General features: G+C 69.3%; 14 protein-coding genes and 1 tRNA gene. 11 read left to right on the plus strand and 4 right to left on the minus strand.

Annotated features, from left to right (window positions below; genetic code table 11):
* The first annotated feature begins 7 nt into the window (after positions 1-7).
* From L2U69_RS16115 to L2U69_RS16140, 6 genes are all read left to right on the plus strand, one after another.
* The gene (locus tag L2U69_RS16115; protein ID WP_236108152.1) at positions 8-520 is read left to right on the plus strand and encodes a hypothetical protein; all 513 of its coding nucleotides are present in this window, start codon (positions 8-10) and stop codon (positions 518-520) included.
* A gap of 55 nt (positions 521-575) precedes the next feature.
* A tRNA-Thr gene (locus tag L2U69_RS16120) sits at positions 576-650 on the plus strand.
* A 241-nt stretch (positions 651-891) separates the two neighbouring features.
* A complete protein-coding gene (locus L2U69_RS16125; protein ID WP_236108153.1) occupies positions 892-1,302 on the plus strand; it encodes a DUF4332 domain-containing protein in 411 nt (136 codons plus the stop codon).
* 30 nt (positions 1,303-1,332) lie between these two features.
* Entirely contained in the window at positions 1,333-2,919 is a 1,587-nt protein-coding gene (locus L2U69_RS16130) for a DUF2491 family protein (protein WP_236108154.1), read from the plus strand.
* Between the two features lie 22 nt (positions 2,920-2,941).
* Positions 2,942-3,367: a DUF350 domain-containing protein gene (locus tag L2U69_RS16135; RefSeq protein WP_236108155.1), complete on the plus strand. Its 426-nt coding sequence runs from the start codon at positions 2,942-2,944 to the stop codon at positions 3,365-3,367.
* A gap of 43 nt (positions 3,368-3,410) precedes the next feature.
* On the plus strand, positions 3,411-4,181 hold the full coding sequence (locus tag L2U69_RS16140; RefSeq protein ID WP_236108156.1) for a hypothetical protein: 771 nt from the start codon (positions 3,411-3,413) through the stop codon (positions 4,179-4,181).
* 82 nt (positions 4,182-4,263) lie between these two features.
* On the opposite strand, the gene L2U69_RS16145 is transcribed toward L2U69_RS16140, so the two are convergent.
* Together L2U69_RS16145 and L2U69_RS16150 are read right to left on the minus strand one after the other, a co-directional pair.
* On the minus strand, positions 4,264-4,566 hold the full coding sequence (locus L2U69_RS16145; RefSeq protein ID WP_236108157.1) for a hypothetical protein: 303 nt from the start codon (positions 4,564-4,566) through the stop codon (positions 4,264-4,266).
* Positions 4,567-4,677: 111 nt separating this feature from the next.
* Positions 4,678-6,033, minus strand: coding sequence for an 8-oxoguanine deaminase (locus tag L2U69_RS16150; protein WP_329605419.1), 1,356 nt, complete (start codon positions 6,031-6,033; stop codon positions 4,678-4,680).
* A 71-nt stretch (positions 6,034-6,104) separates the two neighbouring features.
* Between L2U69_RS16150 and L2U69_RS16155 the strand changes: the two genes are divergently transcribed.
* From L2U69_RS16155 to L2U69_RS16165, 3 genes are read left to right on the plus strand one after another with little or no spacing between them, the layout of a single operon-like run.
* On the plus strand, positions 6,105-6,842 hold the full coding sequence (locus L2U69_RS16155; protein WP_236108158.1) for a hypothetical protein: 738 nt from the start codon (positions 6,105-6,107) through the stop codon (positions 6,840-6,842).
* The gene (locus L2U69_RS16160) at positions 6,832-7,827 is read left to right on the plus strand and encodes a hypothetical protein (protein ID WP_236108159.1); all 996 of its coding nucleotides are present in this window, start codon (positions 6,832-6,834) and stop codon (positions 7,825-7,827) included. Before L2U69_RS16155 ends, L2U69_RS16160 begins: the two co-directional genes overlap by 11 nt.
* Positions 7,811-8,845: a hypothetical protein gene (locus L2U69_RS16165; RefSeq protein ID WP_236108160.1), complete on the plus strand. Its 1,035-nt coding sequence runs from the start codon at positions 7,811-7,813 to the stop codon at positions 8,843-8,845. The genes L2U69_RS16160 and L2U69_RS16165 overlap by 17 nt, the downstream gene beginning before the upstream one ends.
* On the opposite strand, the gene L2U69_RS16170 is transcribed toward L2U69_RS16165, so the two are convergent.
* Positions 8,839-9,471 (minus strand): hypothetical protein, encoded by a 633-nt coding sequence (locus L2U69_RS16170; protein ID WP_236108161.1) that lies wholly within the window; start codon positions 9,469-9,471, stop codon positions 8,839-8,841. The genes L2U69_RS16165 and L2U69_RS16170 overlap by 7 nt on opposite strands.
* Positions 9,472-9,693: 222 nt before the next feature.
* Here L2U69_RS16170 and L2U69_RS16175 point away from each other — a divergent pair, with 222 nt between their 5' ends.
* Both L2U69_RS16175 and L2U69_RS16180 read left to right on the plus strand, forming a co-directional pair.
* Positions 9,694-11,199 carry an acetyl-CoA hydrolase/transferase family protein gene (locus L2U69_RS16175; protein WP_236108162.1) on the plus strand — a complete coding sequence of 502 codons (1,506 nt, stop codon included), beginning with the start codon at positions 9,694-9,696 and terminating at the stop codon, positions 11,197-11,199.
* A gap of 55 nt (positions 11,200-11,254) precedes the next feature.
* Positions 11,255-12,265, plus strand: a complete 1,011-nt coding sequence (locus L2U69_RS16180; protein WP_236108163.1) for a hypothetical protein — start codon at positions 11,255-11,257, stop codon at positions 12,263-12,265.
* 12 nt (positions 12,266-12,277) lie between these two features.
* Here the strand turns inward: L2U69_RS16180 and L2U69_RS16185 are convergent, their stop codons facing one another.
* Entirely contained in the window at positions 12,278-12,856 is a 579-nt protein-coding gene (locus tag L2U69_RS16185; protein ID WP_236108164.1) for a YbhB/YbcL family Raf kinase inhibitor-like protein, read from the minus strand.
* Between the last annotated feature and the right edge of the window lie 53 nt (positions 12,857-12,909).

Here is a 12,909-nt window from a genome sequence, read left to right on the forward strand (position 1 = left end):
GGAAGACATGAACGACCAACAGAACATCAAGGCGGTCCAGCGGATGCTGATCGGCCACGGCGCCCTGCTGATCTTCGCCGCCGGCGTGATCGGCTTCGGCTTCCTGTTCTTCCTGATGGGCAAGATCGCGCTCTGGCCCATTCCGTGGGAAGTCGACTATCAGATGCCCGGCACCTATGACGCCTGGCGCATGGCCCATATGGAAGGCATCGCCAACGGCCTCCTGCTGTGGCTGACCTGCGCCGTCCTGCCCCTGCTGCCGTTCGGCGCGAAGGGCCGGCGCCGGATCGCCCTTGCCATGATCGTCATCGCCTGGACCATCGTCGTCGCCTCGGCGCTGGATCCCCTGTTCCCCGAAAGCCGGGGCCTACAGTTCGGCGGGCCCCTGACCAACCAGTTCGCCTTCTTCCTGTTCTATGTCGGCGTGCTGGGCGCCATGATCGTCCCCGCCCTCATCGCCTACCGCTGCCTGCGCCCCGCCGCCCGGACGGCCGAGGAAACGGCGGAAGTTCGCCATTGACTGGTTCGACGCGGGCGGCGACATATACGCCCTATTCCAGCCATCCCGATGGCATGCCCTTGTAGCTCAGCGGTAGAGCAGCGGTTTTGTAAACCGAAGGTCGCGGGTTCAATCCCTGCCGGGGGCACCAATCCCTTTGCCGCCCCTGCCGAATGCCGCACAACGGTGCGACGAAACGCCGGGTGGCCGCTCGCCGTTTCGCCGAAGCGCGATGAGGAAAAATGATCCGCATTCGCGGATTGGCGAGTTTTGACAATTGCCAAGCCGGGTTCAGGTTGTACCCTCGGCACGCCGCGTCTGGCACGCGGGCGAATCTGGCCAAAGGAAGCTGGCCGAAGGAATCTGGCACGTCAGCGAAGGGGAGTCGCTCCATGTCGTCTTATCCGATCGAGAAGATCGAGGGCATCGGCCCTGTGTTCGGTGCCAAGCTGAAGGAAGCCGGGATCGACACCACCGGCGATCTGCTGGCAGCGGCGGCCAGCCCCGCCGGGCGCAGCGCGCTGGCCGAAAAGACCGGTCTGACCACCAAGCAGATCCTGGAATGGGCCAACCGCTCCGACCTGATGCGGATCAAGGGCGTGGGCGAGGAATATGGCGACCTTCTGGAAGCCTCCGGCGTCGACACCGTGAAGGAACTGAAGCACCGCGTGCCGGCCAACCTGCACAAGAAGATGGCCGAGGTGAACGAGGCCAAGAATCTGGTGCGTCGCCTGCCGAGCGAATCCGAAGTAGCCAATTGGGTCGAACAGGCCAAGGACCTGCCCCCCACCCTGACCTATTGAGCGACACGACGTCCTGACGGCGTCGCCGCCATGACCGGCCATCGGGGAAGCCGCCGCGGGCGTGGGCTCGCGGCTCTTCTACTGTCCGCCGCCGTCGCCTGCGCGCCCAACCTGCCGGCGCTTTCGGGTATCGGCGCGGCCGTCTCGGGCGCCGTCGTCACCGTCGCCGCATTGGCCCCCGCGCCGGCCGAGGCGCGCAGTTCGTCGAGCGGGGGCTACAGCCGGCCCGGCGGCGGCGGCGCCACGCGCACCCCGTCCTTCGGCGGCGGCGGGTCGAGCGGCGGCTATGCCAGGCCCGGCGGCGGATCATCGGGCGGCGGCCTGTTCGACGGCTGGTCGTCCGGCAGCGGCTCCGACCGCGATGCCTCGCGCGGGCAGTCGCGCAGCGCCCTCGACGATTTCCTGGCCCCGCCGCGCACGCCGTCGACGCGGGATTCCGGCGGCACGACGACGCGGCGCCCCAGCACGACCGGCACCGGCACGACCCGCAACCGCGATTACGACTATGGCTATGACGGCTATGGTTCGCGCGACTATCGGACGCCCAGCACCGTCGGACGCTCGCGCTACGGCGTCTTCGATGCAGTGATGCTGTGGTATCTGCTGGATACGCTGAACGATCGCGGCCACGCCGATTTCTTCCGCGACAACCGCGACGACGCCGGCTATCGCGCCTGGCGCGCCGATGCCGAACGCGCCGCCGCCCGCGATCCCGAGATGCGGGGGAAGCTCGCCGCCCTCGACCGCGAACTGGCGGCGGGGCGCGGCGATCCCGCCAATGCCGGACGAATCCCGGCGGATCTGGCGCGCGACCAGGGCACGCCCGGAGGCGGTTCCCTCGGCCTCGTCATCGCTCTGCTGATCCTCGGTATCGTCGTCTTCATGGCCTGGAACGCGATGCGCAAACGATCCTCCAGGGGCGCCCCCCCGCCCCGCACCGTCGGCGGCGACGGCAGCGCGCTGGGGACCGCCACGGCGATCCTGCGCAACAAGATGTCCGGCGCCGTCTATCGGCCCGATCTGTTCCGCGTCGGCATGCCCATGGTGCTGGACCCGACCGCCTTCGTGCTGGCGGAGGGCGCCACCAAGGTGACGGCGCCCAAGGCGCTCTCCGACAATGGCACCATCGGCGTCGACGCCGTCGGCACGCTGACCGATACGGCCGGCACCTATCACCGGCTCTATCTCGAGGACGAGGCGTCCTTCTTCCAGATTGTCGTCGACGGCGAGGGCAATCCGGCCGAATGCCGCTACTTCAAGCGGATCGACGAGGTGCAGCCGGCCGACCGCGAGGAATGGGCGTTCTGGCTGGACAAGCAGGAAGGCATGATCGGCTGGCCGGAATTCGAGACCAAGGACGGCCAGCGCTACGACCGCGTCTGGTCCCCGGGCAAGAGCCACATCCAGCCGCGCCAGTTCACCGAACGGATCGAGCAACTGCGCGGCGAGAGCGAGCGCCATCAGGCCGCCATGCTCTATGGCCGTCGCACCGGCGCCAAGGCACCGGCGCCCGAGATCGAATATCTGCTGGTGACGGCGGTCCAGACCAAGACCCAGGCCTTCGTCGAGCTTCACGCCGGCATCGACTTCAACCCCGCGGCGCTCACCCTGAGTTGAGCGCCGCACAACGGACGAGACCATGCAGGTGACCTTCGACCAGATCCTCGCCACCCTGGGCACCGGCCTGCCCGTGCTGCTCAGCCAGTTGGGCGCCACCATCATCCTGCTGGCGATCGGCATCGCCATCTATCAGGCGATCACGCCCTTCAACGAGCGGCGCCTGATCGCCGAGGGCAATATCGCCGCCGGCATCGTGCTTTCGGGCTCGATCCTGGCGCTGGCGATCCCGCTGGCCGCGACCCTCGCGACCTCCAGCCTGCTCGTCGACATCGTCGTCTGGGGCATCGTCGCCCTGGCGATCCAGCTCGTCACCTTCGTCGTCGTCGCGCTCCTGTTCCGGGGCCTGAAGGCGGGGGTGGAGGCGGGCAATGTCGCCGCCGGCCTCGGCCTCGCGGCGGCGCAGATCGCCGTCGCCCTCCTGAATGCCGGCGCCATGGCCGGCTGAGACCCTTTCCGTTTCCCTGACCCTTCCACGCAGTGAGGAAGCCATGTTCACCTTCATCAAGAATCTGATCGGCGTGAAGACCGACCAGGCGGTCCAGTCCGGGGTCGAGGCCCTGGTGCGCTGGGACCCGCAGGCCGCGACCGAGGCCGAGCTCCGCACCATGGAGCAGCACCTCGACGAATTGGGCACGGAAGTCGCTCGCGCCCGCCTCGCCCTCGGCAAGGAGAAGAAGGAAGCGGACGCGATCAAGGCGCTGTCCGAACAGCGCCTCGCCGCCGCCGAGAGCCTGCAGGCCCAGGCCGCCGCCGCCAATGACCCGGACCGCAAGGCCGATCTCGAAAAGAGCCTGGCCCGCCTCCTCGGCCTGCTCGAGGAAATGGCGCCCGATATCGACCGCGAGGTCGGCGACGCCGAGGACGCCCAGGCCTTCCTGACCCAGCTCGAGGATGCCTATGCCAGCGCCGGCACCAAGCTGAAGGAAGCCCGCAGCCAGCTCGAGCGCGCGGAGCGCCAGATGGTCCGCGCCGAACAGCAGCGCGATATGGCCGAGCGTCAGGCCGATGCCGCCAAGCGTGCCGCCGGCCTCGCCAGCACCACGTCCGGCCTCAACGTCGCCCTGAAGGCGATGCAGGATTCGGCGGAGAAGGATCTGGTGGCGGCCGAGGCGGCCAATGCCAAGGCGAGCCTGCTGAAGCCGACCAAGCCCGAGGAAGACGACGCCAATATCGCCGCCGCGCTGGCCGAGGCCGCCGGCCCGAAGCCGACAACCGTCACCGACCGCCTGGCCGCCATCAAGGCGAAGCTGGCCAAGTGATCACGCCTGCCGCGTGATTGCTTTTGCCGCGTGATGCTTTCGGGCGCCCCCTTCTCGGCCAGGCCGCGGGGGGCGCCCGATTTCATTTCACCGCCGAACTGCCCTCGTTGGTGAAGGGGCGCTGGGTCGCCGAGGGCGGCACCACTTCCGGCGGATACTGGGTGAAGAAATCCTGCACCGGATCGGTCTGGATCGGAACGCCGTCCTCGGGCGCCGCGGGCCGCGTGATGGTGATGCCGCCGGGCGGCGGCGCCGACAGCAGCGGGGGACGGTCGGGGTCGTCCGGCCCCTGGGCCTGCTGGGCGCCGACCATGGCGGGCGTCAGCAACGGCAGGGCGACGACGAGGGCGAGGCCTCGCTTGGCTAAAAACCGGCGCGCGATCATGACGCTGCTCCTTGCGCGACTCGGACGGGGGGCGGTCCGGCGCGCGGAATCGAGAATGTCCTTCGAAGGTAAGAGCGCCCCGACGCGGGGGCAAGAGGCGTCAGGAAGCGTTCACCCCGCCGCCAGCACTCGCGCCAGCCGGTTGTGACGCTCGATCACCAGGGGCAGGTCCAGGGTCGCGACACGGCCGTCGCGGACCACGACGCGGCCGTCGATCACCGACAATGCCACCCGTTCCGGTGCGCAGAAGACCAGCGCCGCGACCGGATCATGCCCCGCCCCGGCGAAGCCGACGGCCGAGAGATCGAAAGCGACGAAATCCGCCGACATGCCGGGGGCGAGCGCGCCGATGTCGTCCCGCCCCAGCACCCGCGCGCCGCCAAGCGTGGCGATTTCGAGCGCCTCCCTGGCGGTCATGGCGTCGGGCCCGAAGCCGACGCGCTGCAGGAGGAGCGCCTGACGCACCTCGCCGATCATGTTGCCGCCGTCGTTGGAGGCGGAACCGTCGACCCCCAGGGCGACGGGCACGCCCCGGTCGCGCATGCGCCGCACCGGCGCGATGCCGGAGGCGAGGCGCATGTTGGAACAGGGGCAATGGGCGACGCCGGTCCCCGTGCGGGCGAAGAGATCGATCCCCGCCTCGTCGATCTGGACGCAATGGGCGTGCCAGACGTCGGGCCCGACCCAGCCCAGGTCCTCGGCATATTCGGCCGGCGTCATGCCGAAGGTTTCGCGGCTGTAGGCGATGTCGTTTGCATTCTCTGCCAGATGGGTGTGCAGCGACACGCCGTAAGCCCGTGCCAGCGTTGCCGCCTCGCGCATCAGGTCGCGGCTGACGGAAAAGGGCGAACAGGGGGCGACGGCGATGCGCAGCATCGAATGGCGCGCGGGATCGTGGAAGGTTTCGATCAGACGCCTTGCATCGGCGAGGATCGCGTCCTCCCCCTCCACGACACTGTCGGGCGGCAGGCCGCCCTTGGAGGCGCCGACGCTCATGGCGCCCCGGCAGGCATGGAAGCGCATGCCGACGTCGCGTGCCGCCGCGATGGCATCGTCCAGCCGGCAGCCGTTCGGATAGATGTAGAGGTGATCGCTGGAAGTGGTGCAGCCCGACAGCAGCAGTTCCGCCATGGCGAGCCGTGTCGAGACGTCGATCATCTCCGGCGTCAGCCGGGCCCAGAGGGGATAGAGGCTGGACAGCCAGGTGAACAATTCGCCGTCCTGGGCGCCGGGCACCACGCGGGTCAGGCTCTGATACATGTGGTGATGGGTATTGATCAGGCCGGGTACGACGATGTGACCGGCAAGGTCGATCACCTCGTCCGCCGTTGCCGGCAGGTCGGCCGCGGGACCGACGGCGATGATGCGGTTGTCTTCGACATAGAGACCGCCGCCCGCGATCTCGCGCCGCTCCGCGTCCATGGTGACGACGACGGTGGCATTCCTGATCAGCTTCGTCCTCGCCACGTGACCTCACCATGAAAATCGTCAGCACCGCCGGAATGCGCTATTCTGCCACCATCTTCAGGAGCCTAGCCATGCCCGGGTTGCGTTCCCGCCCGACGAATACCGTTGCCGCCCTACTTCTCGCCCTCGCCGTGCCGGGTGCCGCCGCGGCCGAGACGCTGGCGCTGGCCGAGGGCGACTACCGCGAAGCCTTCGCCGGATTGGCGCCGGTCTCGGGCCGGCTCCTGACCGGGCTTTCCTTCGCCGCCGCCGGCACCTTCGAGACCGGTTCCGTGCGCCTCGGCCTGGGCGCGGCGCGGACGTCGGAATTCGTCTGCGTCCGGGTGCAGAGCCAGGACGGCCTCTATTGGTCGGAAAACGTCTATCGCCTGCCGCCTCAGGGGGAGGCCGCGCCGGGGCTGGAGATCAAGACCGGCTATGCCCGCGAACTGGCGCGTTACGGTGTCGGCCAGATCGGCATCCGCGCCCTGACCGGCCGCGACTGCGCCGCCGCCGAAGGCGCGCTGGTGCCGGCGCTGCCGGCCACCCAGGTGGATTTCGCCCGCCTGACGTTCCAGCTCAATGCCAGCGGGCGGCGCCCGTCGGCCCGCCTGTTCGACGGTGCCGGCGCCGAAGTCGCCGCCGCCGCCTGCGCGCCGGCCGAGGACGGCGCCGCCGTCGCCTTCAACTACGCCTGCGAGATCGCGCTGCCGGCCGAACTCGCCGACGGCGCCTATCGCCTGGAGGTCACGCTGCGCGGCATGACCGGGGCCCGCACGGTCGAACGCTTCGACGTGCTGGTGCGGCGGAACGCGGTGCATGGCGGCTGAACCCGGCGCGTTTCCGGCCCGCGCCCGGCGCTTCCTGGGCCGGCGCCTTCGCCCCGTTCTGGGCTGGCTGGCGCCGCGCTTCTGGCCGGTGGCGGCGATCGCCGTCGGGCTTGCCTATGTCGTGCTCTCCATCACCCTGCCGCCGCCCGCCACCGTCAGCGTGATCGAGGCCGAGAGCGAGAGCCTGCGCTTCGACGTCATGAACCCGGACCTCGCCGCCTTCCGCCTGGGCGGCATGCGCCTGATCGACCCGGATTCGGACGACGACCCCGCCTGCATCCAGGGCCTGCTGGTCCCCGCGCTGGATGCCCGCGTCACCTATCGCCTGGAGGAGATCGGCCTCGTCGTCGGCGTGCGCGGCACGGGGCCCTTGGCCGGACGGATCGAGCGCGACGGCCCGCCCCTCCCCCTGCCGGCCGAAGCCTGGCTGGTGCCCGATGCCGATTGCCCGGGCCGCTTTCCCCGGCGCCTGCCGGTGGTCGGCCCGACCGTGCTGGGGGAGGAACTGCGGCCGGAGGTGCTGGACCCGTCGGGCGGGGCGCGGCCCCTCGTCTCCGGCACCATCGCCGTCTATGGCCGCGCCGTCGAGGTCGACATCGGCATCTATCGGGCGGAAGCGACGCTCTATCCCGTTTCCGAGATCGAACTGCCCGGCGGTTCCCGCCTGTTCGCCGGGCCGGCGGACGGCCGGCCGGCACCCTGGCACGGTTTCGTGACCCCCGGCGCCTGCGATCCGGACGGGGCCTGCGCGGCTTTCGCGGTCCAGGTCTCGACCGGGGCGACCACCCTGCACCTCGTCCGTCCGGGGGTCGAGGTGAAGCCCGAGGTCATCGCCATCTCCACCTTCGCGCGCCTGTTCTCCGATCCCTCGATCGTCTTTCTCTGGGTTCTCGTCGGCGTGCTTTCCCTGATCATCCAGACCATGGGCGGCGCCAGCGACCTTTTCGGCAAGCTGCGACGTGACGACGATGCCCCGATCGCATGACCGCCTGATCCCCTTGCTGCTGGCCGTTCTGCTGGCCGCCGTGCCGGCCAGGGCCGAAGTGGTGCGCGTCGAATCCCCGGACGGCGCCTTCGGCCAGGGCTGGATGTATGTCGCCCGCGACGGCACCTGCCGCGTCGCCATGCCGGCCCATGTCGTGCCGGCGGGCGGCCGGGGTCTCGCGGGGGACGGGGCCGGGCGCCAATACGAATTGACCGCGCCCTATCGCCCGGATCCGGAGACAGACCTCGCCCTGATGACGGTGCCGGTGCCGCGCGGCACGATCTGCACCCCGTCGCGTCTCGGCGCCTCGGATCTGGAGCGGCGCATCGCCACGCTGCGCGACGCGCAGCTGGTCAGTCTCGACACAGCCGAGAAGCGGACCATGGCCGTCGAACTGGTGGCCGCCACGGTCGATGCCGGCGCCGGCACCGTCCTCGCCTTTCGGCCGCGCAACCCGGCCGACCGTTTCCGCCAAGGCATGAGCGGCAGCACGATCCTGGCGCAGGACGGCACCATGATCGCCATGCTGACCGACGTCGATCCCGCCAGCGGCATCGGCATCGCACTGCGCTTCGACGTCATCCGCCGCCTCGCGGAACGCGCCCCCGCCACCGATGCCGCCGATCTGCCGGGGATCGCCATGGTCATCGAAAAAGGCGCGGCCGCCGATCCGGGGGCGCCCCCGTCCCTGCTGCTCGAAGGCGCGGCCTGGCGCGGCACGCCCGTGGACGGGCGCCTGTCCCTGGTCGTCGCGCTGGAGACGGAAAGGGTCGTCACCGGCCTTGCGCTGACGGCGACATGCGGGACCGACGGTGTCCGCCATATCGCCGCCTCGGTCCGGCGCGCGCCGGACAATCCGTTCTCGGTGGAAACGCCCTGTTCCCTCGATCCGGCGGCGGCGGGCGCGGCCATCACCTGTCCCCTGCCGCCCCGAAGGGCGCGCCAGATCCGTCTCACGCTATGGACGGGGGACGAAACGCTCTGTCTGGCCGATCTCGGCCTGTCGCTGTCTCAGTAGAACTTGCGCGTCACATCCGCCGTTACGGCATTGCCGCCGTCGATGCACATGATGGTGCCCGTGAGGTCCAGCGCCTCGCCGACGCGGAGCGAGGTGCGGCAGTTGGCGAAATTGTGCCAATAGGTCTGGAACGAGACCGTCGTGCCGGTGACCTGACCGTCCATCGGGTCGCCATGGGCCTGGAAGCGGATCTTGAAGGCGCCGGTGCCGACATCGAAATCGCTGACCTGGAAATTCAGCCCGGTCTGCTGCAACTGGGTCAGGATCGGCTTGGCCTTGGCGTCGTCGCCACCGGTGACGCGCGCATTGGCGAGGTCGAGGGAGAAGGTCTGGAGCCCGCTGAAGAACATCCGGGCCGCCAGCGCCTGAAGATCGGGATCGGCGATGCCGATCGCCTGGCGCAGCGCCATGCTGCGGAGCAGCGCATCCTCGCTGGTCGAAACCTCCTCGAGGGTGATCAGGCGGACCAGGGGATCCGGATCGTTCAGCCCGTCCCGCACCTTTTCGAGCGCCGCGCGACGTTCGGCCACATCGGCGCGAACGGTGCCGACGGAAACCGCCATCGCGGCCGCCGCCACCGCCATCACCGCCACGATCTTCACCGGAAAACGCCACAGCCCCCGCATCTGAACCCCCGGATTTCCTGCCGTCCGGCGACACTATGGCGGCAAGACCGGGGCCGCACAACCGCTTAGGGCCGCCGCCGGCCCGGCCCGGACGGCGGCGCGGGTGTCATTCGACTTTGGTCAAAATCATGCGAAAACGCGCCTGAGCCATGCAATTCCGCAAGGTGCCAATGTGAATTACCGGCGTTAACTATCCACCGTCGCGTACCGGCGGAGAAAGATATGAGCCAAGAACGCATCCGGTTGGCCAGCCTGAAGGACAAGGTGGTTTCGGCCGACGAGGCCGCGAGCCTGATCGAGGACGGCATGATCGTCGGCATGAGCGGGTTCACCCGCGCGGGCGAGGCCAAGGCGGTGCCCATGGCCCTGGCGGAGCGGGCCAAGCGCGCGCCGATGAAGATCACGCTGATGACCGGCGCCTCCCTCGGCAATGATCTCGACAAGACCTTCGCCGAGGCGCATCTCCTCTCGCGCCGCCTGCCGTTCCAGGCCGATCCCGCCATGCGCAAGGCGATCAACGCGGGCGAGGTGATGTTCATCGACCAGCACCTGTCCGAGACCGTCGAGATGCTGCGCTCGAACCAACTCGGCCCGATCGACTATGCGATCGTCGAGGCGATCGCCATCACCGAGGACGGCGGCATCGTCCCCACCACCTCGGTCGGCAATTCGGCGACCTTCGCCATCCTGGCGAAGAAGGTGATCGTGGAGATCAACGTCAACCAGACCCTGGACCTCGAGGGGATCCACGACATCTACATCCCCACGCGGCGCCCCTACCGCCAGCCGATTCCGGTGATGCGCCCGGACGACCGGCGCGGCACGCCCCATATCCCGATCCCGCCGGAGAAGATCGCGGCGATCGTCATGACCGGCAAGAAGGACTCGACCTCCAACATCCTGCCGCCGGATGCCGAGACCAAGGCGATCGCCGACCATCTGATCCGTTTCTTCGAGGGCGAGGTGGCCAAGGGTCGCCTGACCCATGCCCTGCAGCCCCTGCAATGCGGCATCGGCACCATCGCCAACGCCGTGCTCCACGGCTTCATCGACAGCCCCTTCAAGGATCTGACGATGTATTCCGAGGTTCTGCAGGACAGCACCTTCCAGCTCATCGATTCGGGCAAGATGCTCTTCGCCTCCGGCGCTTCCATGACCCTGTCCCATGCGATGGAAGCCAAGGTCCTGCCCAACCTGGCCCGCTACCGCGACAAGCTGATCCTGCGCCCGCAGGAAATCTCCAACCACCCCGAGGTCATCCGCCGGCTCGGCATCATCGCCATCAACACCGCGCTGGAATTCGACATCTACGGCAACGTCAATTCGACCCATGTGAACGCGACCCACATGATGAACGGCGTCGGCGGCTCGGGCGATTTCGCGCGCAATGCCTATCTCTCGATCTTCGTCACCAAGTCGATCGCCAAGCATGGCGACATTTCCTCGGTCGTGCCCTTCGTCACCCATGTCGATCATTGCGAACACGACGTCGACATCCTGGTGACCGAACAGGGCCTCGCGGATCTCCGTGGCCTGGCGCCGCGCGAGCGGGCGCAGGTGATCATCGACAATTGCACCCACCCGGACTACCGCCCGGCCCTTCAAGCCTATTTCGACGCGGCGAAGAAACGCGGCGGACAGACACCCCATATCCTGGAACAGGTCTTTTCCTGGCATATCGCCTTCCGCGAGACGGGTTCGATGAAGGCGGCGTTCCAGGCGGGTTGAAGCGGCTTTCGCGGGTGTCCTAAGGTACGCGCCCGCGAGAGACGAGACCGCCCCCATGCCACGCCTCACGATTCTGCCGCCCACCGCCGCCTTGGTGCTGCTGCTGTCGGCCTGCATGCCGATCGAGCGCCAGGATGCCGCCACCCTGCCGGCCCCGAGCACCGCCATCGGCGGGACCGGCGTGCTCGCGGTCCAGGTCGGCCCCGACGGGCCGGGGACGGCGCAGGCCTTCCGCGACGGCGTCGCCGCCTATTTCGCCGTGCACGGCAAGGGCTGGCGTATCGCCGATGCAGCCACGGCCGGCCGGTCCGACCGCACGCTTGCCTGCACCGCCGCCCCGGCCAGCGAAGACTTCTGCGCCGATGTCGTGACCCGCTGCACGCTGTCGGCCGGCAGCCGGGTGCTGAGCCGGATCGAGCGCCGGCACGAGGATCTGAACTGCTGGAACGACGGCGACATGGAGAGCATCCAGGCCGACGCCTTCAACCACGGTCTCGACATCGCGGCCGCCGTGGCCGAGGGCATGGCGGCCCCGCCGGAAACCGCGAGCCGGCCGGCGCCGGCGGCCTCACCTGTCCCCGCAAGCGCGGACGACGCACGTCGGCGCGGTCTGGAGGAAGCCCTGGCGAGCCGCAGTCAGGACCGCCTGCTGCGCTTCGCGCTCGACAATTTCGGCACGCCGGAGGCGGAGCGCGCCCTGCGCATCGTGCTGCAATGGCGCCAGCAGGACCGGGCGGCGGCACCACCCGCCCGCGCCCCGACAGGCCCGGCGGCCGGGATCCTGCCGGCCACCCCCGCCACGACCCTGACCTGCATCGATCGCGAAGGCCGGATGTGCGGCGACTACAGCTTCGCCGATGCCGAACGCCGGGCGGAATTCGCCGGCAAATGCGAGGCGCTGGGATCACGCGTGATGGCCGGCGGCTCCTGCCCCCGGCCCGCCAATACCGTCGGCTGCCGCCAGCGCGCCGAGGGATCCGAGGTCGTCACCTGGGCCTATGACGCGCCGGCCAGCGAAGCCGCCGCCGCCTGCGAGGCCGAGGGCGGCAGCGTCGTCAGGCCATAGGCCGCGCCGGCCTCAATAGCTGCCGATATCCACGCGCCCTTCGGCCAGGACTTCCTGGGTCGGGCCGATCGCCTTCACGACGGCGAAATAATCGTGGTCCCGACCGCCGGAGCACGGCGGCAGATAGCCGGGGCGCGCGAAATCGCCGGTCGCCCGGTTCTTGGCGGCGATGCGGACGCCAGGCGGCATCTGATCGGTCTCGCCCGGCACGGCGGGGAGATAGGCTTCGCCCGGGCCGACCTCGAAGTCGATCTTGCCATGGCCGCCGTCGTAGGAGAGCGGCTGGAAATCCTCGTCGTTGAATTCGACGATGACCCGCAGCGTGCCGATGGGCAGGCCCGAGACCTTCAGCGGCGGGGTCATCGGCGCCACGGCGCCGAACTTGGTGCATTGCTGACCGTCCGGAATGGCGCCACCGGTCCACGCGGGATCCGACAGGGTCACGATCAGTTCCCCCGTGGCGGGCTGTGCCGCCGGCGCCGTTCCCGCGTCGGTGACGGCGGCTTCCGGTTCCAGCGGCATCTCACAGCCGGCCAGCAGCAGAAAACCGGCCATGGCGGCCCCCATGCGCCAGTTCACGCGATCGATCATGGAAGAACCTCCCCGATTTCCCGTCGATGACGGGGGCATGTTGGCCCGGCGGG

The sequence above is a fragment of the Zavarzinia marina genome (assembly GCF_021568905.1).
Classification (GTDB): Bacteria; Pseudomonadota; Alphaproteobacteria; order Zavarziniales; family Zavarziniaceae; genus Zavarzinia; species Zavarzinia marina.